The organism is Streptomyces sp. NPDC024017, from assembly GCF_040638895.1.
In the GTDB taxonomy this organism is placed as follows: domain Bacteria; phylum Actinomycetota; class Actinomycetes; order Streptomycetales; family Streptomycetaceae; genus Streptomyces.
Genome location: NZ_JBEZYZ010000024.1, coordinates 36,343 through 59,581, shown reverse-complemented (window position 1 = coordinate 59,581; position 23,239 = coordinate 36,343). Strand labels below are relative to the sequence as shown.

At 73.7% G+C, this 23,239-nt stretch carries 18 protein-coding genes; 9 read left to right on the top strand and 9 right to left on the bottom strand.

The window, feature by feature from the left end:
* The first annotated feature begins 9 nt into the window (after window positions 1–9).
* The 8 genes from AB0G20_RS38355 (at window position 10) to AB0G20_RS38320 (ending at window position 8,840) form a co-directional block, all read left to right on the top strand.
* Window positions 10–1,242 carry a SidA/IucD/PvdA family monooxygenase gene (locus AB0G20_RS38355; RefSeq protein ID WP_361311214.1) on the top strand — a complete coding sequence of 411 codons (1,233 nt, stop codon included), beginning with the start codon at window positions 10–12 and terminating at the stop codon, window positions 1,240–1,242.
* Window positions 1,239–1,616 carry a cupin domain-containing protein gene (locus tag AB0G20_RS38350; protein WP_361311212.1) on the top strand — a complete coding sequence of 126 codons (378 nt, stop codon included), beginning with the start codon at window positions 1,239–1,241 and terminating at the stop codon, window positions 1,614–1,616. The genes AB0G20_RS38355 and AB0G20_RS38350 overlap by 4 nt, the downstream gene beginning before the upstream one ends.
* Window positions 1,609–2,712 carry an FAD-binding oxidoreductase gene (locus AB0G20_RS38345; RefSeq protein WP_361311209.1) on the top strand — a complete coding sequence of 368 codons (1,104 nt, stop codon included), beginning with the start codon at window positions 1,609–1,611 and terminating at the stop codon, window positions 2,710–2,712. The genes AB0G20_RS38350 and AB0G20_RS38345 overlap by 8 nt, the downstream gene beginning before the upstream one ends.
* The gene (locus AB0G20_RS38340; RefSeq protein WP_361311207.1) at window positions 2,709–4,340 is read left to right on the top strand and encodes a class I tRNA ligase family protein; all 1,632 of its coding nucleotides are present in this window, start codon (window positions 2,709–2,711) and stop codon (window positions 4,338–4,340) included. The genes AB0G20_RS38345 and AB0G20_RS38340 overlap by 4 nt, the downstream gene beginning before the upstream one ends.
* Window positions 4,337–5,584, top strand: a complete 1,248-nt coding sequence (locus tag AB0G20_RS38335; RefSeq protein WP_361311204.1) for a hypothetical protein — start codon at window positions 4,337–4,339, stop codon at window positions 5,582–5,584. Before AB0G20_RS38340 ends, AB0G20_RS38335 begins: the two co-directional genes overlap by 4 nt.
* On the top strand, window positions 5,577–6,857 hold the full coding sequence (locus tag AB0G20_RS38330) for an MFS transporter (protein ID WP_361311202.1): 1,281 nt from the start codon (window positions 5,577–5,579) through the stop codon (window positions 6,855–6,857). The genes AB0G20_RS38335 and AB0G20_RS38330 overlap by 8 nt, the downstream gene beginning before the upstream one ends.
* A 70-nt stretch (window positions 6,858–6,927) precedes the next feature.
* Complete coding sequence (locus tag AB0G20_RS38325; RefSeq protein ID WP_361311199.1) at window positions 6,928–8,127, top strand: low specificity L-threonine aldolase; 1,200 nt, start codon at window positions 6,928–6,930, stop codon at window positions 8,125–8,127.
* An 86-nt stretch (window positions 8,128–8,213) separates the two neighbouring features.
* Entirely contained in the window at window positions 8,214–8,840 is a 627-nt protein-coding gene (locus AB0G20_RS38320) for a 3-hydroxyacyl-CoA dehydrogenase NAD-binding domain-containing protein (RefSeq protein ID WP_361311196.1), read from the top strand.
* Window positions 8,841–8,994: 154 nt separating this feature from the next.
* On the opposite strand, the gene AB0G20_RS38315 is transcribed toward AB0G20_RS38320, so the two are convergent.
* The 9 genes from AB0G20_RS38315 to AB0G20_RS38275 all read right to left on the bottom strand — a co-directional run bounded on the left by AB0G20_RS38315 (window position 8,995) and on the right by AB0G20_RS38275 (window position 21,806).
* On the bottom strand, window positions 8,995–10,659 hold the full coding sequence (locus tag AB0G20_RS38315) for an NAD(P)/FAD-dependent oxidoreductase (RefSeq protein ID WP_361311193.1): 1,665 nt from the start codon (window positions 10,657–10,659) through the stop codon (window positions 8,995–8,997).
* A gap of 272 nt (window positions 10,660–10,931) precedes the next feature.
* A complete protein-coding gene (locus AB0G20_RS38310) occupies window positions 10,932–12,668 on the bottom strand; it encodes a class I adenylate-forming enzyme family protein (protein WP_361311191.1) in 1,737 nt (578 codons plus the stop codon).
* Window positions 12,665–14,476 (bottom strand): CoA transferase, encoded by a 1,812-nt coding sequence (locus AB0G20_RS38305; protein ID WP_361311189.1) that lies wholly within the window; start codon window positions 14,474–14,476, stop codon window positions 12,665–12,667. Before AB0G20_RS38305 ends, AB0G20_RS38310 begins: the two co-directional genes overlap by 4 nt.
* Window positions 14,473–15,294 (bottom strand): methyltransferase domain-containing protein, encoded by an 822-nt coding sequence (locus AB0G20_RS38300; protein WP_361311187.1) that lies wholly within the window; start codon window positions 15,292–15,294, stop codon window positions 14,473–14,475. Before AB0G20_RS38300 ends, AB0G20_RS38305 begins: the two co-directional genes overlap by 4 nt.
* A gap of 252 nt (window positions 15,295–15,546) precedes the next feature.
* A complete protein-coding gene (locus AB0G20_RS38295; protein WP_361311184.1) occupies window positions 15,547–17,130 on the bottom strand; it encodes a class I adenylate-forming enzyme family protein in 1,584 nt (527 codons plus the stop codon).
* On the bottom strand, window positions 17,117–18,487 hold the full coding sequence (locus tag AB0G20_RS38290; protein ID WP_361311182.1) for an FAD-dependent oxidoreductase: 1,371 nt from the start codon (window positions 18,485–18,487) through the stop codon (window positions 17,117–17,119). Before AB0G20_RS38290 ends, AB0G20_RS38295 begins: the two co-directional genes overlap by 14 nt.
* Window positions 18,484–19,458 carry a UbiA family prenyltransferase gene (locus AB0G20_RS38285; protein WP_361311179.1) on the bottom strand — a complete coding sequence of 325 codons (975 nt, stop codon included), beginning with the start codon at window positions 19,456–19,458 and terminating at the stop codon, window positions 18,484–18,486. The genes AB0G20_RS38290 and AB0G20_RS38285 overlap by 4 nt, the downstream gene beginning before the upstream one ends.
* A gap of 114 nt (window positions 19,459–19,572) precedes the next feature.
* Window positions 19,573–20,715, bottom strand: a complete 1,143-nt coding sequence (locus AB0G20_RS38280) for a DegT/DnrJ/EryC1/StrS family aminotransferase (protein WP_361311177.1) — start codon at window positions 20,713–20,715, stop codon at window positions 19,573–19,575.
* Entirely contained in the window at window positions 20,712–21,806 is a 1,095-nt protein-coding gene (locus AB0G20_RS38275) for a DegT/DnrJ/EryC1/StrS family aminotransferase (protein ID WP_361311174.1), read from the bottom strand. Before AB0G20_RS38275 ends, AB0G20_RS38280 begins: the two co-directional genes overlap by 4 nt.
* A gap of 356 nt (window positions 21,807–22,162) precedes the next feature.
* Between AB0G20_RS38275 and AB0G20_RS38270 the strand changes: the two genes are divergently transcribed.
* A complete protein-coding gene (locus AB0G20_RS38270; protein WP_361311171.1) occupies window positions 22,163–23,239 on the top strand; it encodes a Gfo/Idh/MocA family oxidoreductase in 1,077 nt (358 codons plus the stop codon).

Here is a 23,239-nt window from a genome sequence, read left to right as displayed (position 1 = left end):
GTTCCCACCATGAACGCACACATACTCGACTACGCGGCTGTCGGCATCGGCCCCGCAAACATGAGCCTCGCCGCGCTCGCGCATCCGGTCGAAGGGCTGCGCGGCGCCCACCTGGAACGCCGTGAGAGCTTCTCCTGGCACCCCGGACTGCTGCTGCCCGAGGCCACCCTCCAGGTCTCGCTGCTCAAGGACCTGGTGACGCTGGTCGATCCGACCAGTCCCTTCTCGTTCCTGTCGTTCCTGGCGAGTGAGGGCCGGCTCTACCGGTTCCTGGCCGCGGACTTCCCGGCCGTCCTGCGCGCCGAGTTCAACCAGTACCTCCAGTGGGTCGCCGGGCGGCTGCCGAGCCTGACGTTCGGGGCGGACGTACACAGCGTGGACTTCCACGACGGGGCCTTCCACCTCCGCGCCGGCGCACACGAAGTGACGGCACGTCACCTCGTGCTCGGCACTGGGCTCACCCCGTCCGTCCCCGAGCCGTTCCGTCCCTTACTCGGCCCCACCGTCTTCCACTCCGGGGAGTTCCTGCTGCGGGCCCCCGAGGTGACCGGACGGCGGGTCGTCGTGGTCGGCGGCGGGCAGAGCGGCGCGGAGATCGTGCGCCACCTGGCGGCCGGCGCGGCCCCCGGGAGCATCACGTGGGTCAGCCGGCGCTCGTCGTTCCTGCCGATGGACGACTCGCCGTTCGCCAACGACCTCTACACGCCCGACTACGTACGCCGCTTCCACGCGCTGCCCTCCGACCACAAGGCCCGACTCCTGGAGCGGCAGAAGTACACCAGCGACGGTATCGACCTCCAAGTCCTCCAGGACATCTACCGGTTGAGCTACCGCGACGAGTTCATCGAGAACAACCCCGGCAGGCTGCGCTTCCTGGCGGACTGCGCGGTCACCGCGATCGAGGGCGGCCCCGACGAATGGAAGCTCGTCGTCGAGTCCTCGGGCCCGGGCTCCGCACCCGCTGTGCTCGCGGCCGACATCGTGATCCTGAGCACCGGATACGCCTACGCGCTGCCGGACTTCATGGCTCCGCTGGACGCTCGGTTGCGGCGGGACGGCGGGATGCTCGTCGTCGGCGACGACTTCTCGGTCGCATGGGACGGGCCTGCGGAGAACCGGATCTACCTCCAGAACGGCGCCCGGCACTCCTGGGGCGTCGCCGATCCCAACCTCAGCCTGCTCGCCTGGCGCAGCGCGGTCATCCTCAACAGCATGCTCGGTGAAACGAGGTATCCGGTATGACCGCTCGTCAGGTCCCGCAGTTCCAGGCCGAGGCGGTCGGCGCCCTGGTCCCCTTCGGTCCGACCGAGGTGGAACCCGACGGAGTGACCGTCGCCGAGGCGGACTTCGCCCGTTCGGTCTTCTCCCGCGTGCCGTTCAAGGCGGCCCGCTTCACCGTGCCGCCGGGCGGGACCAGCTCGCCCGACCAGCACGCGGTCCAGGAGGTCTGGGTGGTCCACGCCGGATCCGGCACCCTGGAGGTGGACGGCGAACGGTCGCTCGTCGGGCCCGGTTCCCTGGTGGGCTTCGCCTCGCAGGCCGTCCACGAGATCTTCGCCGACCAGGGCGAGGAACTGGTCATCTACTCCTTCTGGTGGTCGGCGTCCGATGAGTGAGCGCACCACCGGGACCGGTGAGGCGCCCCACTACGACCTCGCCGTCGTCGGCGCGGGCGCGGTCGGCGCCCTCGCCGCGTACTACGCCGTGCGCCGGGACCCGGGCCGCCGCGTCGCCGTGATCACGCACGCCGGACGAGGGACGGGCGCGACCCGTCTCTCGGCCGGGTTCGACACGCCCACGGGGCACAACCCGGCCCAGCGCGCCCTGGCCGCCCGCAGCACCGCGCTCTTCGACGAGCTCGCCGCCGGACTCGGCGACGCCGGACGCGCGCCGGTCGACGTCCGCTGGCTGGTGGCGCGCGAGAACACGGCCGCGCTCGACGCGACCATGGCCGACGGCGGCCGCACCCGCCCGGTCACCGGGGAGCAGCGGGCCCTGCTCGACCGGACGTTCCCCGGGCTCGCCCACGACGACGACCAAGTCATCCTGGCTACCGACCGCATGACGGTGGGTCAGCCCCAATGGCTCACCGACCGGCTTCTCGACGAGGTCCTCGGCCGCCCGGACAACACCCTCCTGGAGGGCTTCCGGGTCACCGAAGTACGCCGTACGGGCGGGCGCGTCGAACTGGTCGCCGCCGACGGCGGCCGGATCACCGCCGCCAAGGCGGTCCTCGCGCCCGGCCCCTGGGTCCTCGACGGCCCGGTGGCGTCGGCGGCCCGCGAGAGCGGGGCCCGGGTCAAGAAGGTGGTGGCGTTCCACATCATGACGCCGCCCCCGCCGGGCGCCCCGGCACTCGTCCTGGAGGACGCCGACGCCTTCCTGCTGCCCCACCGCCCCGGCGGCCACTGGATCTTCAGCATCACCTCGCCCGACTGGGACCGCGGCCCCGACGAACCGCTCGCCATCGACGCCCGCGACCGGGAACTCGCCCGGGCCCTGCTCGCCCGGCACGTACCGGGATTCCTGCCGCACCTGCTCGGCGGCCGGGTCTTCAGCGACTGCTTCACCCCCGGCCATCTGCCGGTCGTGGACACGGTCGGCGGCGACGACGTGGTCATGGCCATCGGCGGCTCCGGATCCGGCTACCGACTCGCCCCGGCCATGGCCGAGGACGCACTGAACCTGCTCGACGGGAGACCGCGAACATGAGCCTGCTGACCGGGGACACGCACACCCCCCGGCACTACCTCCTGGTGCCGCCCGAGGCCACACCCAACGGCCCCCTGCACCTGGGCCACATCGGCGGCCCCTTCCTGTGGTCGGACATGATCGCGCGGCATCTGCGGGTCCGCGGCGACCTGCCGCTGGTGATCACCGGCAGCGATGTGTACGAGTCGTACGTGGCGCTCAAGGCGCACGCCGAGGACTCCACGCCCGGCGAGGTCGCCGCCCGCTACGGACAGCGCATCCAGGACGACTTGGCCGCCCTGCGCATCGGCGTCGACGCGTTCATCGTCCCCGATCAGCAGCCCTGGCGAGAGCAGTTCGAGCAGGAGGTCGCCGCCTCGATGGAGCGGCTGACGGCCCGGGGCGCGGTGCTGACGCGCACCGAGCGCGTGCCCTATTGCACGGCGTCGGACCGCTGGGTGGTGGGCGGCTGGCTCCAGGGCCGCTGCCCCGAGTGCGGTGCGGGCATCGCCAGTTACTTCTGCGAGGAGTGCAGTGCGCACTTCCTGCCCGAGTCGGTCGTCGAACCGCGCCCCCTGCTCGACGAGGGGCCGCTGACCTGGCGGGAGATCTCCAGTCTCTTCCTGCGGCTGCCCGACCGCGACCTCCTGGACACCACGCTCGTGGACCTGGGCGTCGCCGACCGCTACCGGGCGACCGTGGCGCGCTTCCTGGAGCGCGACGGCCTGACCGTACGGCTGAGCGCCCCGCAGACGTGGGGACTTCCGCTGCCCGGGCCCGAGCCGGACGTGCCGCGCGCCCTCTTCCCGTACGCCGGGATCTTCATGTTCGCCCGCCTCGCGGGCGCCGTCCACGGCCGGCTCTCCGGCACCGGCGTGAACGCCTTCGACCCGGACTCCGGGGTCACCACCATCACCACCCTGGGGGTCGACAACGTGATCCCCACCCTGGTCTCGATCGTCGGCACCAGCCTGCTGCACGGCGACATGAAGTCGTACGACCGGTGCCTGATCAACAACTTCTACCGGCTGGCCGGGCGGAAGTTCTCCACCAGCGCCCGGCACGCCATCTGGGCGGCGGACGTCGCCGCGTCGCCCGCCATCGGCGTGGACACCGTCCGGTACTACCTCGCCGGGGCCGATCTGGAGTCCGGGGCGGCGAGCTTCGAGACGGCGGACTTCCTTCAGACCGCGAACGCCACGCTCGCCGACGGCCTCGGCAAGCGGATCGACGCCGCCTGGAGCCGGCTGCCCGAGGGGCCGCCGCAGGCGCCCGCCCCGGCCGTCGCCGACCTCCTGGAATCCCTGCTCGCCGAGCAGTCAGCGGCGCTCGACGCCGCCCGTGTCTCGACCCGGCGCGCGGTCGCGGCGCTCGACCGCTGGTGCGCCGACGACGCGGTCGCCCACGCGGCCGAGGACGGCGCCTACTGGTGGCTCAAGGGCCTGTCCCTGCTCGCGTTCCCGGTTATGCCGGACCTCGCCGAACTCGTCTGGCAGCGCCTCGGCGGCACCGGAGAGCCTCGCGCGGCGGCCTTCCTCGCCAGGACCCCGGCCCACCGGGACCGGCCCGCGCCCGGCTTCGGCCGGGTGAGCGCCGCCGATCTGGACGCCTGCCTGCCCGACACCCTGCGACCGGGAGCGGACGCGTGACCGACCGGACCACCCCGCTGTACGTCGTCCTCAACCGCTCCGGCGACGAGTTCGGCGAATACCACCGTTTCCTCGACGGCCACCCATGCCGGACGGTGTACCTCACCACGCCCGGCGGGCTGCCCGCGCTCGACCAGGACGGGGCGACCGAGGTCCATGTGCGCGACAGCCTCGCCCACGACGACCTGCTGCCCCTCGTACGGGAGATCGCGGACCGGCACGGCACGCCCGAGGCCGTCTTCGGCCAGTCCGAGTACGACATCCTGACGGCCGCCCGGCTCTCGGCCGCACTCGGCGTCCCCGGCGGCTACGGTCTCGACCTCGTCGAACGGTTCAAGGACAAGCCCGCCATGAAGAGCGCGGTGGGCGCGGCCGGACTGCGGGTTCCCCGGTTCCGGCGCCTCGACGACGCGCCCACCGCGGAGACGGTCGTGGACGCCCTCGGCGGTCTGCCCCTGGTCCTCAAGCCGCGCGCCGCGGCGGGCTCCCAGGGAGTCACGGTCGTCCGCAGCGCCGACGAACTGCGCGACGCGCTGGGGGGCGTCGACCCCGAGGCGTACGAGTGCGAGGAGTACGTCGAGGGGGACATCTTCCACGTCGACGGCGTCCGCCGCTCCGGCCGCCTCCACTTCGTCACCGCTTCCCAGTACGTCCACACCTGCCTGGACTACGCACACGGCCGCCCGCTCGGCTCGGTCCTGCTCGACCCGGGCCCCGAGCGCGACGAGCTCACCACGTTCGCCGACCGCTGTCTGCGGGCGCTCGGGCTGCGCGACGGCGCGTTCCACCTGGAGGCGATCCGGCGTCCGGGGGGCGAGCTGGTGTTCCTGGAGGTCGGGCTGCGGCCGGGCGGCGCGCAGGTGCCGTTCCTGCACGTCGACCTGTACGGCATCGACCTGTTCGCCGAGGCGTTCCGGGCGGCCCTGGGCCTGCCCCCGCTGTGGCAGCCGTCCGAACCGGTCGGGCCCCGGGCCGGCGGCTGGCTCATCTACCCCGCTCCGCGCGAGCTGCCCGGACGGGTCGTCGCGCGCACCTCGCCCAGGTCGGCCGTCCCCGAGGTCTACCACGAGGAACTGCCCGCGATCGGCCAGATCATGACCGGGCCCGGCAGCTATGACGAGGGCTGCGGGATCTTCCGGTTCCGGGGGCGGAGCGCCGCCGGGGTCCGCGCCGCCGTGCACACCGCGATGGAGGTGTACGGGCTGCGGACCGAGCGGGCCGAGGGAGCTGGGCCGCATGGCTGAGGCACGCCGGTACGGCGCCGTGATGCGCGCCTGGTTCCGGGAGACCCTTCCGGCCGCCGGGAACGCGCGCAGACTCGGCGTCCTCACGCTCATCCAGTCCCTGGGGCTCGGGGTGTTCCTCACCTCCAGCGCCGTTTTCTTCACCCGGACCATCGGCATCCCCGCCCAGCGTGTGGGCCTCGCCCTGTCGGTCGCCGGGCTCTGCGGTCTGGTCTGCACCGTGCCCATCGGCCGACTCGCGGACCGGCTCGGCGCGGGCCGGGTACTCACCGTCAACTTCCTGCTCGCGGCCGTCGGCTTCACCGCGTACTGCCTGGTGGACGGCTTCACCGCGTTCCTCGCGGTCGCCTGTGCCATCGCGGTCCTGGAGACCTCGGCGGGCGCGCTCCAAGCGTCGCTCACCGACGCGCTGGTGGGCGAGACGGAGCGGATCAGGGTGAGCGCGCAGATGCGCAGCCTGTTCAACCTGGGCTTCCTCGGCGGCGCCGCGCTGGCCGGAGCCGCCATCGCGGCCGGCACCTCGACCGCCCTGTACGCCACGGTCCTCGCCAACGCCGCCCTGCAGTTGGTCTCCGTCGCCGTGCTGCTCGGGATGCGGCTGCCCGCGGGCGCCGGGCCCCGGGCCACCGCCGCCGAGGCGCCGGGCGGGGTGCTGCGCAGCGCCGCGCTGCGGGACGTGCGCTATGTGGTGGTCGCGCTGGTGTGCGGCGCTCTGGAGTTGTACCACCCGCTGCTGACGGTCGGTCTGCCGTTGTGGATCGTCACGAGCACCGACGCGCCCGCGCTGCTGGTGTCGGGGCTGCTGATCCTGGACACCGTCCTGGTGCTGCTGTTCCAGGTCGCGGTCAGCAGGGGCGCGCGTACCCCGGCGGGAGCGGCACGCATGCTGCGCTGGGCGGGGTGGGCGCTGGGGGCGTCCTGCCTGGTCTTCGCGGTGAGCGGGGGGCACGGCGCGCTCCTGGACAGTGCGGCCCTGCTGGGCGGCGCGCTGGTGCTCGTCCTCGGCGAGCTGTACCAGGCGTCGGCGAGCTGGGGCCTGTCCTTCGGGCTCGCCCCGGCGGGCCGGCAGGGCGAGTACCAGGCGGTGTTCTCCCTGGGGCGCGGGCTCCAGCAGTTCGCCGGGCCGTGGCTGATGACCTCCCTGGTCGTCGGCGCGGCGGCGACCGGCTGGCTGGTCCTCACGGCGCTCTTCATCCTGCTCGGGCTCGCCGCGCCGCCTTTGGTGCGCGGCCTGGAGAAGGCCCGCGCGCGGACGGAGCCGGCGCCGGCCTGAGCGGACGGGCCGGCGCCCGTCCGGACCACATGTTTCACACCCGTACGACCGAAACAAGTAGGCGAGCACCATGACCGTACAGCGACGACACGACCCGGACGAGCGCGGCTTCGCCAGCGACAACTACGCGGGGGCGCACCCCGAGATCCTTGCGGCGATCGCCCTGGCCAACGGCGGCCACCAGGTCAGCTACGGCGCCGACGTCTACACCGAGCGCCTCCAGGAAGTGGTGCGCGGCCACTTCGGCCCCACCGCGCACGCGTATCCGGTCTTCAACGGCACCGGCGCGAACGTGGTCGCGCTGCAGACCATGCTCGACCGCTGGGACGCCGTGGTCTGCGCCGAGTCGGCCCACGTCAACGTCGACGAGGGCGGGGCGCCCGAGAAGGTCGCCGGGATCAAACTCCTGACGGTGCCGGCGTGGGACGGCAAGCTCACCCCTGAGCTGGTCGACCGTCAGGCCTGGGGCTTCGAGGACGAGCACCGGGCCCGGCCCAGGGTCGTCTCGATCGCCCAGTCCACCGAACTCGGCACCTGCTACACGCCGGACGAGATCCGTGCGATCTGCGACCACGCGCACGGGCTCGGCATGCTCGTCTACCTGGACGGTGCCCGGCTCGCCAACGCCGCCGCCACCCTCGGCGTGTCCCTGCGTGAGATGACCACCGACGCCGGTGTGGACGTGCTCTCGCTCGGCGGCACCAAGAACGGGCTGCTCTTCGGCGAGGCGGTGATCGTGCTCAACGAGGACGCGGTGCGCGGCATGGCTCACCTGCGCAAGACGAGCATGCAGCTGGGCTCCAAGATGCGTTTCATGTCGGTGCAGTTCGAGGCGCTGTTGGGCGGCGACCTCTGGCTGCGGTCGGCGGCCCGCTCCAACGCGATGACCCAGCGGCTGTACGAGGCGGTGCGCCAACTGCCGGGCCTGGAGATCTCCCGCCCGGTGCAGGCCAACCAGATCTTCGCCGTCCTGCCGCCGGCCGTCACCGAGCGTCTCCAGAAGCGCTTCCGCTTCTACACCTGGGACGAGCAGGCCGGTGAGGTCCGCTGGATGACCTCCTTCGACACCACCGAGGGCGACGTGGACGCGTTCGCGGCGGCGATCGCGGAGGAGCTGGCGGCGGAGCGAGGCCAGGGGCCGGCGGGCGCGCTGACCGTGGCCGAGCGGGAGGAACTGGTGCAACTGCGCCGTAAGGTCCGCGAGATGGAGGAGACGATCGAAGCGCTGGGGAAAGAGCCTGCCTTCTCCGCGAACCGCAAGACGAAGTAGCCGGCGGCGGAAGCCCGGGAGGTCGGGCGAGCGCCCTGGCCCCCGGGCAGGAGAAGCACGAAGAGGTCGTCCGGTTCGAGGTTTCCATGCAGATCAGCCGGATCGGCGTCATGTCCTTCGGACCGTGTCCGCCCGGGCCGCACAAGCGTCAGGCGTGGTCGGCAGACGAGACCGACGGAGTGCTCCGCAGCGAGTCGAGAACCCGTGGCGAGGCCTGCAGTGCCGTGCGTGGCATCAGGTCCACGACACCACGGGTGCCTGCCATCTCCGATCCGCCGCCGGCCCGGCCGGGGCCCCCGTGCCTCAGGGCCGCGAGCGGCGATCCGTGGCCGGTGGTCTGCGCGATGTTCGTCGAGTCCAACAGGTGCAGTCTCCCGTGCCAGGGGGCCGCCTCTCGGTGCACGAGGTGCACACGGGCAGCGGCCGGGGCAGGCCGGTCCCGGGTCGCCGCTTCGCTGGAGCGCGGCGTACGACGCGGCAAGCTCTCCGTGACGGAACGCGACGCCGCCCTCGACCGGGTGCGGGTCACCACGGACCTGACGGAACTGGCCGACCGGGACCTGGTGGTGGAGGCGGCGACGGAGGACGAGAAGGTCAAGGTCGAGCTGTTCGCCGAGCTGGACCGGATCGTCACCCGCGCATGGGGCACGACATCCACCGCGCGGCACCCGGCGCGATACAACGAGCAGACAGGTTTGGGACGACTCCGGTAGGTACCACGGCCGTCGGTACGTCTGGCAGTAGCAGGCTGAACGGTCCGGCGGAGGTCCCGGAACGGCGGCCGTCTCGATCACCTACGGCGACAGTGACCCAGTGGCGGAACGGGAAGCCACGAAGTGGTGGTCAGGAGCGTGGCGTGCAAGCACATCACCGTTCCTGGACGGCCGGCGTGCGCCCGGAACTGGTCGATCGGGGTCGCAGGCCGTGGCGCAACAGCCCTGCCCACAGGCGGGCCCGGCCGGATCGGTCCAGGGCCTCGTGGGCGGCCAGCAGGCCGCTGGTGACCGCGCCGAGGAAGCCGCCGGCCAGGCAGTCCTGGCCCGAGAGGTACAGGCCCTTGACCTCGGTTCGTGGGCGCAGCCAGTCCGCCAGGCCGGGGCGGTGGCCGTCGCCGAAGCCGGCCACGTCCTTGGCCAGCCCGTACAAGCTGCCGCCGGGCCAGCCGGCGAAATGCTCGGCCGTCAGCGGGGTGCCGAGCTCGTGGTAGGCCACCCGGCCTGTGGTGCGGGGCAGTTGGCGGTGGAGTTGGTCAAGGAGCTGTGCGGTGAGTTCGGCTTTCAGGGCCAGGTAGGCAGGGTCCCGGTGCCGCCATCGTGAGCCGTGGAACGGCTCGAACAGCTCTGGCCGTACGTAGGTGAGGATCTCTCCGGTCGAGCGTCCGGGGTGGCGTGCGGTCCAGGTGGGATCTTTGGCGCAGGAGAACGAGAAGAAGTAGCCGCTGGTCCGCCCGCCCGTGCCGTCGAAGAGGGCGTCGCAGTCCTCGTCGGTCACCATCAGGTTGTGCCGCGGCAGCCCGAGTTCCTCGGGGTCGCCGTCCAGTCCGAGGAAGAGCACCACGAACGGGAATCCGCGCCGCATGCCGTCCAGCCGGTCCGCGCTGCGGTCGGGGCGGCGTGGCAGCAGGGTGCGGTACGTGTTCTGGGCGCCTGCCGCGCTCACCACCACCGGAGCCCGCACGCGGGTGCCGTTCGCCAGGACCACGCCCGTCGCGCGCGCCCCGTCCAGCTCGATCCGGGCCACCGGCGCCCGCACGAAGACCTCGCCGCCGGCGGCGCGGATCGGTTCGAGCATCGCGCGCGCGATCGCGGCACTGCCCCCCACCGGGTACCAGGCGCCGGTCCGGAAGTGCTCGAACAGCACCGCGAGGAGGAAGAACGGCAGCTGTGCCGTCGAGTCGGCCAGCAGCAGCGCGCTCGGGGTGAGCACAGCCTGCCGCAGCCTCTCATCGCGGACCAGCCCTTCCACCACCTCCCGGGCCGGCCGCAGCGCCTGAGGTGGCACGGCCGTCGCCCGCAGGACCCGGGCCAGCCGCCGCACCAGCGGGCCTGTCAGCCGTCCCAGGGCGAGCGCGGGCAGGACCGCCCGGCACCGCCCGATCAGCCCGAACAGCGCCTCGATGCCGGCTTGTTCGGCCGGGAAGCGCGCGATCAGACCGGCCCGGTAGGCCGAGAAGCCGACCGGCGCCCGGTACACCTGCCCCGCCAGGCGGTACTCGTCGTACGGGTCCCCCAGCGAGGCCCATTGCAGCGTGCCGCCGGTCAGATAGTCCGAGAGCACGCGGACCGGCTCTCGCTCCGCCAGCTGTCCCACGTAGTGGATTCCGACGTCCCACTCCCACCCGCGCCGCCGGTAGGCGTGGGTGTAGCCGCCCGCGGTGTAGTGCTGCTCGAACACCGCCACCCGCCGGCCCTGGCGCGCCAGGCATACCGCGGTGGTCAGCCCGCCGGCCCCGGACCCGACCACCACCGCGTCGTACTCGTCCGTCACCCCGCCCGCCGCCAATGGCCGACCCACATACACGCGACCCGTCACATCCACCACCTTCGCCGTAGTTCCACAGACCCCGGGAGAAACGAGTTGTTCGCCTCCCGGCCACGCAACCGCATCGTCGGGGGCGACGACCTGTGGCCGGCCCAGAAGGGTAGGAGCGTCAGCCCCAACGGACACCGCCCAGTTGCGCGGCAGGCCCCTCCGCCGCGCTCATCGGCGCAGCCCCCGGCTGCCCCGACACGCCGGGCCCCCTCCGCGCCCCGCCTACCCTGCTCGCGCGCCTCGGCTGGAGAGTGAACCCCGATGAGCGACCGTCAGGGGACCGCACTGACCGACCCGTCGCCGACCTGCCCCCAGGGGGCTGCGCTGCCGGGCTCTCCCATCCGCGCGGTCGCGCGGGACATCAGAGTGCGGTAGCAGACCTTCCCGGCGGGGCCGAGGGGCATCTCGTTCAGGACCAGCAGACGTTCGGGGTGTTTCCGGCGGGCCAGGCCGCGGCCCCCCAAGTGGGTCGTGAGGTCGGACAGCGTGGGAACGGGTGTGCCCGGGGCCGGGCGGATGCAGGCGCACAGTCGTTCCCCGAGGTCCGGGTCGGGCACCGGGACGCAGACCGCCTCGGCCACCGCTGGATGGGTGCCCAGTTCGCGTTCGACCTCGGCGAGACTGATGTTGAGTCCCCCGCGCACGGCGATGCGTTTGAGCCGGCCCAGGACGTGCAGCCTTCCGTGCTCGTCGAGCCGGCCGAGGTCACCCGTGCGCACCCAGCCGTCGGAGGTGCGGTAACGGGCGTCCAGTTCGGGTGCGTTGACGTAGCACAGGGGCGTCATGGGGCCCAGGGCCTCGATCTGACCGGTCCGCCCGGTGGGGAGCGGCGTGCCGTCGGGTCCGGTGATCCGGATGCGGGCCACCGCGGGGTCCGGGGTGCCGACGCTGTCGCCCGGCGGGTGGCTTTCTCCGGCCGCATGGCAGTTCACGCCGTCCGACGAGCCGTAGACCGTCACCACCGGTCGGCCGAACCGTTCACGGCATGCCCGGGCGGTGGCCGCCGGCAGAGTGGCGCCGCTGGAGACGACGGCACGCAATGACGATGTGTCCTCGTCCGGCCGCGCCGGGAGGTCGGCGATGCGCCGGAGCATGGTGGGCACCGCGAAGAGGTGGGTGGGACGATGCTCGGCGACCAACCCCAGCGCCACCGCCGGGTCGAACGCCGACCGCACGATCAGGGTCCCGCCGAGGGCGGCGAGGGTGACCGGTGTGCCCAGGGAACCGAAGGAGGAGGCCAGCGGGACGAGGACGAGGTGGCGGGGCGGCACCGTGGTGTCGGGGTGCAGGCTCCGGACGTACCGCGCACGGCCGCCGGCCAGGGCGTGATGACTGTAGGCGACCATCTTCGGCTCGGCTTCGGAACCGGACGACACCAGGATGCGGGCGGGTCCGTACGGGTCGGCCGGCCGTGGCCGCCAGGAGCGATCGGCCGGGGTGCGCGGTGCGTGCAGCCCGTGCGTCCCGTCCTCGCCCGGGCCGGGGGCGAACACGGTGCGCAGGTGCGGAAGATCCGCGACGGCCCGTGCCCGGCGGGCCGATGCGAGGACGGCGCCGCGGGCCCGCGAGCGGGCGAGGAGCGCCCGGACGTCCCGGTCGTCGCCGCCCGGGGGGATCGGGAGGGCCACCGAGCCGATCGCGTAGACGGCGAGTTCCGCGGCCACGGCGTCGCGTCCGTTGGGCAGCAGGATCGCCACCACGTCCCTCTCCCCCAGGTCCGCCCGGGCGAACAAGGCGGCGATCCGGCGTACTTCGGCGTCCAGCGCCGCGTAGGACAGCACTCCGAAGTCGTCCACCAGCGCCTGGCGGTGCGGGTGTTCGCGGACCCTGGCCGTGAACAGTGCGTAGAGGTCGGTGTCCGGGCACCGGCCCGCCGTCACCCAGGCACGTCGTCGAGCGCGGGGCACCAGATCCGGGAGCGACACTCCGGCGCGTGAGGTCCACACCGGCTGTCCGTCCCGGCTCACGGGCGGGGCGGTACCGTGCCGGGCCGAGGGGGCGGTTTTCATGCGAACTCCCAGGGCGCGTAAGGGCGTGCGTGTCCGGTGACCGGGTCCGGTGGCGCGACGGCCGCTCGGAAGGCCGGGTCGCGGGCCAGAGCCGTCAGGTCGGTGAGGACGGGAGTCGCGGTCAGACCGGCCTCGGCCAGCCGTGCCGTCCACTCCTCGGTGGAGCGGCGGGCGAAGCGGGCCGCGAGGTCCTCGGGGGCCATGGGGCCGGCGCCGTCCAGCAGGCGGAGCACCGCCTCGGGGCGTGCCCGGGCCTCGGGCCCGAGGCACAGATGGCCGTTCGCGGTGCGCAGCGGCCGGTCCAGTGCCGTCCAGCGAGGCCGGTGCGCGGGACGGGGGACGAGGGCGGCCGCGGAGACCAGGGAGGAGTCGACGCGGCTGCCCCGGCCGGTCGCCTCCCGAGCAGCCAGCGCGGCCAGCACTCCCTGGGCGCACACCAGCCCGCCGAGTACGTCGGTGAGGGTCATCAGGGAGGGGGCCGGGGGCTGGTCCGCCGGCCGTACCGCCGCGGCGAGGCCGCTGTGCACCTGGGCGAGGTAGTCGGTGCCCAGGGGCGGCCGGTCGCCGAAGGCGTCCCCGAAGCCGGACGCCCAGGCGTACACCAGGGCGGGGTGGCCGGGCAGCAGGTCGGACGCGTCCAGACCGAGCCGCGCGGCTTTGCCGGGGGCCCAGTTGTGCAGGAAGACGTCGGCGTCGGTGGCCAGCGCACGAACCGTGTCCCGGCCCTGCGCGGTGGTGAGGTCGGCCTCGACCACCGGCTTGCCCGCGTTGAGAGCCGAGAACCGGGCCGAGCAGTCTCCCGCCAGCGGAGGGAGCCAGCGCATCGGGTCACCGCCTGGCGGTTCGATCCGGACCACCTCGGCACCCAGCATCCGCAGGGCGTGCCCGGCGAGCGGGCCCTGGACCCTGCGCGTGGACTCCACCACCCGCAGGCCCGTCAGGGGCAGGACGGCACCGGCGACCGGGACGGCCGGGCGTGGGCCGGGCACGGAGATCTCCGGGTGCGCCCGGGCCTTGGGGACCGGTGCCGCTCCCGGAGTGAGGCACCAGGGTGCCGGGCGGACGGCCGGGGCCGGGTCGGAGCCGACGGCGAGGAGGCTGACGCCGGTGTGGTGGGCGGCGGCCCGCAGCTCCGCCGGCAGGCGGCGGCGGGCGGCCTGCCTCAGTTCGTCGGGCAATGGGCAGACGGCGGTGGCGAACCGCTGCTGGAAGGGCAGCCAGCCGCGGCCGGCGAGTGCGGGAGCCACGCCGAGCCGGGCCCAGAACTCCCGCCATGCCAGAGGGTCGAGGGTCTCGACCTCTACACGGGTGCCGTCGGACGTCTCCAGGGTCGCCAGGCCATCTGCCTGGGGTACGTCGGACGGGGCCCCTGGCCCGTCCGGCTGGGGCGCACCGGAGTCGGCACGGGCCGTCGCGGCGGCGAGGTACTGGCCGGCCGCCAGCAGTGCCCCCTGCGCCACCGAGGTCCGCACCTCGCGCAGGTCCAGACCGCGGGCCCGCGCGATGCGGAGAGCGGTGACGCCCTGGGCGGTGAGCACCCCTGCCACCGCCGAGGCGTAGTCGACGGCCAGTGGGAGCGGTCCGCCCGTCGCCCGGCCGTGGACCTGCATGAGACCGCAGGCGGCCTGTACGGCGCGCTCGTCCGGCAGGTCCGCGTCCACCGGACCCGCCCAGTCGACGATGTACCGCACCGTGTCCCGGCCCGGGCCGGCCGTATCCCGCGGGCCCGGCGCGGTGTGCCGCAGCAGTCGGCCGGCGATCGCGGCGGCGACGGCCGGCCGGGCCGCGGCGCGCAGGCGCGGTGTCACGGTCGCCCTCGGCCGGGCCGCCGGCCCTGCACCGAGTACAGGACGCTGGATGCGGCGCGGAAGGACGGGTCCCGCATCAGCCGTCCCACCCGGTCCAGGTCCTCCTGGGTCATGCCCTGTTCCGTCAGCCGGTCTCGAAGGTTGCGGGTGTGGGTCAACTGGAGTCCGAGGCCGGGGTCCTGGGCGTGCCGTACGCCGATGTGGAGGTGGACGTCGACGGCGGTCAGCCCGGCCGCCCGCAGTGCCGCCGGCACCTTCCGCCCCCAGTGCGGATCGCCGCCCGCGGCGCGCAGCACGGCTGTCTTGGCCCGCAGGAACCGGACATAGAGCGCCTCGGCCTCCGCGTCCGGGGTCAGCAGCGGTGGCTCGTAGGAGGCGTCGATCTCGTCGATCTGCAGCAGGCCGCCGGGTTTGAGAGCGCGCACCAGCTTGTGCAGGACGGCGTCGCGGGTGGGCACGTGCTGCAGAACCAGGCGGGCCACCACCAGGTCGTAGGCGGCCTCCGGAAGCGGGTCGCGGGCCACGTCGAGGGCGGCGACCTCCAGGCCCGGGCCGGGTGCCAGGTCGCGCGGGTCGCGGTCGGTGGCGAGCACCGAGCCGCCCGGTGCCACCCGGCCGGCCAGCCAACGCGCGATGCTGCCGCCGCCGGCGCCGACCTCCAGGCAGTGCCAGCCCGGGCCGACACCGGCGGCGGCCAGGCGGGGCAGGGTCACCGGGTCGTAGGCGGCGGCCAGGCAGCGGTGCTGGTCGCGGCTGTGCGCGGTGCCGTTGCCGAAGACCGCCTGGGTGCCCTCCCGGGCGGGAGCGGGCTGGGACACGGTGTGATCCTTTCGTCGGAACGCGGCTCGGACAGGCCCGGTGTGGTCGTGTACGGCCCGGACAAGCCCGGCGGCCGACGTCGAGGGCGACGGGCTCGATGCCGCCGCCATGCACCCTGCGGCGCGGGCACGCACCCGGGCCGAAGGCCGGCCGCGCCACGGTGAGACTCCTCTCGCCGGGGAGCGGTCCGGACAGCCCGGCGCCGCCGAACGGCGGCTCGCACAGCCCGGCCTCGTCGAACGGCGACCCGTTCACGTCCACCGGCCGGGGCCGGCGGGTGCAGCGCCGGTGAGCTGCCGGGCCAGGGCCGCGCGGCGGACCTTGCCGGTGCCGGTGCGGGGCACCTCGTCCCAGGTGAGAACGGCCGGGTCGCGCAGCGCCAGCAGTCCGTGCGTGGCCTGTTTCCAGGCGTCCGGGTCCAGTCGGCCGTCGGCGGTGACCACGACGGGCAGCGGATCGCCGTCCGGGGCGCCGAGGACCACGCATTCCAGGGCCTGCGGCAACCGCTGCTCCAGTACGTCCTCGGTCCGCAGGCAGCTCATACCGGGCAGGGTGTCGGCGGCACGGTCCAGAATGCTGACGCTGCCGTCACGGTGGTGGACGCCCATGTCGCCCGTGGACCACCAGTCGCCGAGGCGTTTGGCGTCCCAGCGGTCCTCTTCGCCGACGTAGCCCAGAGCGAGGGCGGGGGTGCGGACGAGGAGCAGGCCGGGGCGGCCCCGCGGCACCGGGCGCAGCGTGTCCGGGTCCACCGCGCGCAGCCGGGTCCGGCCCGGCACGGGACGGCCGAGCCGGCGCGCCGTGGTCTCCGCGTCCGGTGCGAGCGAGGAAGGCCGCGTGTGGAAGCGGAAGGTCAGCGGTCCGGTCTCGGTCTGGCCCCAGCCCTGCATCCACAGCGGGCGGGCGCGGCGGCTGGCGGTCAGGTACGCGCGCAGGGCCGGCGGGTGCACGGCGTCGTAGGTGCTGATGTACAGACGGACGCGCCGGAAAGGGTTGTCCAGCCGGGTGGTGAGCGGCCGCAGCCGGATGTAGGAGGCGGGCAGGGCCTCGACGACGGTGGGCGGGTGGGCCCGCAGGAGCGGGTCGGCGGTTCCCGGGTCGTCGCCGGTGAGGACCACGATCCCGGCGGGCGCGAGCGACACGACCACGGCCGTCCAGCAGAAGGTGCGTCCGTGTCCGTACGCGCTGGCATTGGCCAGGACGTCGTCGGGGCGGATGCCGATGCCTGGGTAGCGCACCGCTTCGAAGCGGGCCAGCTTGTGCACGAGTGTCCGGGTGGAGTGGATCACCAGCTTGGGCACGCCGGTCGTCCCCGAGGTGTGATGGATGACCAGGGGTTCGTCGTCGTGGCGCCGCACCGGTACGCGAGGACGGGACGCGTCCAGCGCGGCCAGGTGGACCGCGCCGGGCGCGGCGGAGTCGACGGTGACGAGGATCCGGGCCGGTTCGCCGGCGGCGGTGTCCCGGCAGCGGGCCAGCACCTCGGAGGTGGTGACCAGCGCGGCGGGCCGCAGCCGCTCCAGCAGGGTGACGAGGTCCGCGGTGTCGAGCCGGGCGGACAGCAGCGCGGGTACGGCGCCGAGGCGGACCGCGGCGCAGGCGAGCAGGTCGTAGTCCCAGTGGTTGTCCTTCACGATCGCCACGCGGTCCCCGGGCCCGACCCCGGCGTCGGCGAGGCGGGCCGCGGTGGCGCGGACCAGGCCGGCGAGTTCGGCGACGGTCCACCGGGTGCCGGCGAGCGGGGCGATGTCGAAGGGCCGGTCCAGGTGGACCACGGTCCGGGCGCCGCCGGCCGCCGCCTCGTCGAACAGGGTGCCCATGTCATGCGGTCGCACGGATCTCCTCCGATCGGTCGGGGCCGGCCGGAGTGTTCCGTCCGAGCCTGCTCAGGACGCGGGACGCGGCCAGCGCGCCCGCCCGGACGGCTCCTTCGGAGGCGGGCCGCAGCATGAGCCAGTCGCCGGCGTACTCCACCGCGCGCGCCGGCCGGGACAGGAACCCGGCGCGTTCGCGCAGGGCCTGGGGTGTGGCTTCCGGCAGGCCGTGGCGGAAGGCGTGCACGAGACGGTGGCGGCAGGCGTCGCCGATGCCCGGGACATAGCGTTCCGCCGCCCGGACGAGGAGGTCGGCGGCCTCGTCGGAAGGGGCGTCCAGCAGGTCGCGGACTCGGCGCGGAGCGGCCACGAGGGTGACCAGGCCCCGGCCGGCCGGGGCCCGGCCGGGGTCCTTGGCGTGGTCGACGACGACGCCGGAGAGCACGTCCTCCTCGGCGGCCGGGGTGAGCAGGATGTGCACCGGCCGTCGGGCGGCCGGGGCGAGGGGGCGGTCCAGCAGGCAGCTGACCTTCATCATGGGCGTGAAGCTGCAGGAGGTGAGGAACGGCTGCTCGTCGGCGGGGGCGTCCGGGCGGAGGGCCGCCGCGGCGGGTGCCGGTACGGCGAGCACGGCGGCTCGGGCGGTGACCTCCCCGTCGTCGAACCGCAGTACGGCGTGCCCGCCCGCGTCGGTGACCTCGTGTACGGCGCGGCCCGTGACGACCTCGGTGCCGACGGCGAGCCGGCGGGCCAGGAAGTCCATGCCGTCGCGGTAGGTGCGCCAGCCGGCGGGGGAACCCGCCTCCAGCAGCAGGCTGACCATGGGGGCGGCCGTCGACCGGGCGGTGTCCCAGCCGAAGAAGCAGCCGGCGACCGGCTGGAAGAGGTAGTCGTGCAGGTCGCGGTGGTAGCGGGCGGTCACCTCCCGCACGGTGGCGGCGCCCAGCGGACTGTCCTCGGGGCGATCACCGTCGAACCCGGCGCGGCGGCGGCCGGTCCAGGCGGAGAAGGTGGCCAGGTCGAGCCGCGCCCGGGCGGACAGGCCCGCTCCCGTGACCACGGCCGTGCTCTCGCCGACGCCCAGGTGGGCGCGTCCGCCGCGCCAGACGGCGACCGCGCCGCCGACCCGGGGGACGTCCGCTGGGGTGGCGCGCAGCCTCCGCAGCAGCTCCCAGGTCGCGCGGTAACCGCGGGACGGGACCTGCTCGGCGCCCGTGTCCACCGTCCAGCCCTCTTGGCGGATGCTGCGCATCCGGCCGCCGACGTCCGGCAGTTGCTCGTACACCCGGACGGCCAGCCCGGCGCGGCGCAGTTCGTGGGCGGCGGTCAGGCCGGCGATGCCCGCGCCGACGACGGCGACGTCGAGATCGGGATTCATGAGGCGGCTCCCGTTCCGACGACGACGTTGGCCACGGCCATCAGCACCACGCTGAGCCGGTGCACCGCGAAGCCCGTCCGGCGGGCGGTCATGATGTCGCCGCGGACGAACCCGGTCAGGTACTGACGGGCCCGCAGCGCGGTCGCCGGCAGCATCAACAGCACGAACCACCAGGGGGCCACCCCGGTGGCCGAGGCCACCGCGCCGATGAGGAACTCGGCGGCCGACAGGGCTCCGATGAAGACGGCGTTGCCCCGCTCCGAGACCAGGGCGGCCACGGTCGGACGGCCCACTGCCCGGTCGCCGGCCACGTCGTTGGTGTTGGAGTAGACGCCGAACATCAGCGGCCCGAACCCGAACAGCACCGCCTGCACCATCAGGAAACCGGAGAAGCCCCCCGTCACCAGGCCGTACGGAACGATCACCAGCACGGCGCCGAGGGCGACCAGGAAGACCTCCTGGAAACCGTGGTAACTGATCTTCAGCCCGTACGAGTACTGCAGCGACACCGTGAACAGCGCGCCCGCCGTCACCAGCGCCCACAGCGGGTGGTGCGGCGCGAGCGCGGCGGCGGCCGTCCAGAGCACCGCCCCGGCCGCCGCGCAGGCCCAGGCGAAGCGCAGCGCCTGGTGCACCGTCAGTGCCCCGGCGACCAGGGGTTTGCGTGCCTTGCTGCGCAGCGGGTTGTCGGGGCCGTAGTTGGCGAGGTCGCTGCCGTCCCGGAACCCGGTGACGTCGTCCAGGGCGACCATCGCCATGAGGACCGCGACTTCACCGGCCAGGAACACCGCCAGCACCAGTGCCTGTCGGGCGGTGAAGGCGCCGGCCGGGAACAGGGTGGCGGTCAGGGCGAGGAAGATGCCGAGGTAGTAGTCGTACACGTCCAGCTTGCCGAGCCGCGCGTAGGCGCGCAGCCGACTGTGGCCGTGGGCGGTCGCGGCGGGACGGCCGGCCGCGATGCTGTCCGTCATGGGTGACCTCTTGGGGGGTGTCTGCGTCCGAAGGGGGGTGCCGCTCGCCCGGGCAGCGGGATGGGCGAGACGGGCGGTCGCGGGTCGACGGTGTACGAGACGGGCGGTCGCGCGTCAGCCGCGCTCGGTGGCGAAGGCGCACACGAGGTCGGCGACGTGCTCGATCTGTGCGTCGGTCAGCAGGTGGTGCACCGGAAGGGCGAGATGGCGGCGGGCGGCCTGTCCGGCGCGCGGCCAGCGGGCACCGGGCGGCGCGTAGGGAGCGAAGGCACGGTGGGCGGGCAGGGGGCTCGGATAGTAGACGTGCGTGGCCACCCCCCGCTCGGCCAGGTGAGCGCCGAGGGCCTCCCGGTCCTCGGCCAGGACCGTGTACACGTAGAAGCACCGGCCGTCCCGGTCGGGCGGCGGCGGGACCACACCCTGGCCGGCCAGGGGCGTGAAGCGCTCGGTGTAGTACGCGGCGATCTCCGCCCGCCGTGCCAGCCGCGCCGGGAAACCGGGGTAGCGGTACGTCTGGAAGGCGGCCTGGATCTCGTCGAAGCGGCTGTTGAGCCCGACGGCGTGGTGGACGAACCGGCGACCGGCGTACTGGCCGTGGTTGCGCAGCATCCGCACTTTCTCGCCCAGCGCCGGGTCCCGGGTGACGACCACGCCGCCCTCGCCGGGCATGCCGCAGGTCTTGACCTGCACGAAGGAGTAGAGCCCCGCCTCGCCCCACAGCCCGGCCGGGACGCCCCGCAGCACGCCGCCCTGGGCGACCGCCGAGTCCTCCAGCAGGCGCAGTCCGTGCCGCCGGGCCAGCTCGGCGAAGCGGGGCATGTCGGCCATGACGGAGAACATGTGGGCCGGCATCACCGCCTTGGTCCGCTCGGTGACGAGCCGCTCCGCCTCGTCCGGGTCCATGGTCATGGTGTCCGGCAGGATGTCGGCGAAGACCGGTGTGGCCCCGACATCGAGCACCGAGGCCGCCAGGGGCGCGCAGCCGAACGCCGGCACGATCACCTCGTCGCCGGGACCTACGTCCATGGCCCGCAGCACCAGCGAGAGCGCCGAGGTGCCGCTTGAGCAGGCGACCACGTCGGCGGCCCCCAGATCCTCGCGAAGCCGGTCCTCGAAGGCGGCGGTGCGCCTGCCCAGGATGAACCGCTGCTCCGGGTCGAGGCCCACCTCGCGGACCAGCCCGATCAGTGCGAGGCGGTCGGCTTCGAAGAGGGCGGGAGGGAAGAACGGGACGGCGGGAGGGAGCGATGCGGTCATGCGGTCGTCCTCGTTCCGGCGAGGAAGGAGCGGATGGTGTCGCAGACGCGGTCCAGTTCGTCGGATCGGAGGTCGGGGTGGAAGGGCAGGGCGACGGCGTGCCGGGCCGCCGCCTCGGCGTGGGGGAACTCGCCCTGTCGGTGGCCCAGGTGGGCGAAAGCGGGCTGGTGGGGCAGGGGCACCGGGTAGTAGACCTCGGTGTCGATGCCGTGCAGGGCGAGGTGGTCGACGAGGGCGTCCCGGTGCTCGGTCTCGATCAGGTAGACGTAGTACACGTCGCGGTCGTCCGGTGCTCCGGCGGTGGTCCGCGGCAGGCGGACGATCCCCGGCACGTCTCGCAGCCGGGCGGTGTACGCGTCCGCCAGTTCGGCCCGGCGCGCGATGTGCTCCTCCAGCAGGGACAGCTTGGCGAGCAGGACGGCCGCCTGGATGTCGTCCATCTTGCTGTTCGCGCCGGGCAGGGCGCTTTCGGTGGAGATGGCAGTGAAGTCGTTCAGCGTGCGGCCCGTCCTGCCGTGGTGGCGCAGCGCCGCGACGGTGACCGCCACCTCCGGGTCGTCGGTGAGCACGGCTCCCGCGTCGCCGAGCGCGCCGAGCGTCTTGGAGGGAAAGAAGGACAGGACGCCGCCGACCCCGTGCAGGCCCGCGTGCACTCCGTGCCGGCGCATGCCGATCGCCTCGGCGCTGTCCTCCACGACCGTCAGGCCGTGCTGCCGGGCGAGGGCGGTGACGGCCGCCATGTCGGCCATCGTGTGGAACAGATGCACCGGCATCACGAACCGGCTCCGCGCAGTGACGGCCGCCTTCAGCGCCGCGGGGTCCATCGCGTACGTCTCCGGATCGATGTCGACGAACTGCGGTGTCCCGCCTGCCAGTACGACGGCCGAGGCCGTGGCGAAGAACGAGTACGCCGGCACCAGCACACCGTCGCCGGGGCGCACTCCGCAGGCGCGCAGCAGCAACACCAGCGCGTCGGTACCGCTGTTGACGCCGATCACATGCCGGGCGCCGGTGTAGTCCGCGAGCGCCGCCTCGAGTTGCCCGACCTGTTTTCCGTGGGAGAACTTGCCACTGTGGAAAACCTCGGACAACGCCTTCTCGATGGAAGGCCACAGTCTTTCGAACGTCGCGGCTTGAGAGAAGAAGGGAATTCGATCGGCCGTTCCCGGCGCCGTCGGTAATGCGCCCCCGGCGCGCGCCGGAATCTGTCCACTGGAAGGCAATCTCTCACCTGTCTCCGTCGTGTCAGCGGAATGCCCACGCTAAACGGACTTCCGGTCGAGCGAGAAAGGAAAGGATCATCTTCACACGTTCTGGGTAATGGCGTTCCGGGCCTCTTGACCATTTTCGCGCGGGGTCGCAACAGTGGTGCGGCGCACCGGAGTTGTGCGTGGCGCAGCGAATCGAGCGCGCCCGTTTCCTTCCCGTTCCCCTCTCAGGAGGCCCTGTGCTGCAGCCCCTCGTGGTCGGGCTCGGCCGGTCCGGATCAGGACTGCATCTGAACACGCTCGTCCGCCTGGCCCGGCGGACCGCGGCCACGGGGGATCCGCTCGTCGTCCTGCCCGCGGTCGGCTGCGACCCGCGCGCCGACGGTCTGAAGCCCCTGGGCATGTCCGGCGAGGTCACGGCCGTCACCACGCTGGAACAGGCTCTGCGGTACGTGGACCCCGCCACCGCAGTGGTCCACGTGTGCACACCGCCCCGGCTGCGCTACGACCTCCTCGCGGAACTGTCCGGTCACGGCTTCCGCCGGATGATCGTGGAGAAACCCCTCGCCGCGTCCGCGGACGAACTCGACGCCCTGATCCGGCTGCGTCAGGAGGCCGGGCTCGATCTCGTGGCCGTCGCCCACTGGATCACCTCCGGGCTCGCCGGCCGGTTGCGCCGGCTGGTGGGCGGCGGACGGCTCGGCTCTCTGCGCCGTATCACCGTCGACCAGCACAAGCCCCGCTTCCTGCGGTCCCTGGCGACCGACGGACATCCGTCCGCCCTGGACGTGGAGATCCCCCACTCCCTGGCGCTCGCGCTCGATCTGGCCGGACCGGCCGAACTCCGCGCCGCGCACTGCTGGGACCTGCGCTGCGAGGACCGCGGACTGCCCCGCCTGGGCGGCGCGCACGTCGAACTGGAGCATCGTTCCGGAGTGATGACCCTGCTGCGCTCCGACCTCGGCGCACCCGTCCGGCAACGCAGTGTCGTCTGCGAGTTCGAGGGCGGGACGGCCACGGCCCACTTCCCGCTCAGCGAGGACGACGACCACGCGCAGTTGGTCATCGCCCCCTTCGACCGCGGGACGGCGGCCCCGCCGGCCGGAGTCCTCGACGCGGACGGAGTGCCCGGGATCGGACACCACGTCTTCCGGGACGACGCCCTGACCGACTTCATGGACTGCGCCTACCGCGGCTTCGCCTCGGGCGCGGCGGGCGTCGGGAACTTCCCGCTCGCCTGCGCGACCGCCCGGCTGCTGTGCGCGGCCCGGGAGCGCTGCGCCGTCACACCGCGCGCCCGTGCCGGGAGCCGCTGA

Excerpts from the sequence above, each read along its gene's own strand:
- AB0G20_RS38355 (WP_361311214.1), top strand. The coding sequence starts at position 10 with ATGAACGCACACATACTCGACTACGCGGCTGTCGGCATCGGCCCCGCA.
- AB0G20_RS38350 (WP_361311212.1), top strand. The coding sequence starts at position 1,239 with ATGACCGCTCGTCAGGTCCCGCAGTTCCAGGCCGAGGCGGTCGGCGCC.
- AB0G20_RS38345 (WP_361311209.1), top strand. The coding sequence starts at position 1,609 with ATGAGTGAGCGCACCACCGGGACCGGTGAGGCGCCCCACTACGACCTC.
- AB0G20_RS38340 (WP_361311207.1), top strand. The coding sequence starts at position 2,709 with ATGAGCCTGCTGACCGGGGACACGCACACCCCCCGGCACTACCTCCTG.
- AB0G20_RS38330 (WP_361311202.1), top strand. The coding sequence starts at position 5,577 with ATGGCTGAGGCACGCCGGTACGGCGCCGTGATGCGCGCCTGGTTCCGG.
- AB0G20_RS38325 (WP_361311199.1), top strand. The coding sequence starts at position 6,928 with ATGACCGTACAGCGACGACACGACCCGGACGAGCGCGGCTTCGCCAGC.
- AB0G20_RS38320 (WP_361311196.1), top strand. The coding sequence starts at position 8,214 with ATGCAGATCAGCCGGATCGGCGTCATGTCCTTCGGACCGTGTCCGCCC.
- AB0G20_RS38310 (WP_361311191.1), bottom strand. The coding sequence starts at position 12,668 with ATGAAAACCGCCCCCTCGGCCCGGCACGGTACCGCCCCGCCCGTGAGC.
- AB0G20_RS38290 (WP_361311182.1), bottom strand. The coding sequence starts at position 18,487 with ATGAATCCCGATCTCGACGTCGCCGTCGTCGGCGCGGGCATCGCCGGC.
- AB0G20_RS38285 (WP_361311179.1), bottom strand. The coding sequence starts at position 19,458 with ATGACGGACAGCATCGCGGCCGGCCGTCCCGCCGCGACCGCCCACGGC.
- AB0G20_RS38280 (WP_361311177.1), bottom strand. The coding sequence starts at position 20,715 with ATGACCGCATCGCTCCCTCCCGCCGTCCCGTTCTTCCCTCCCGCCCTC.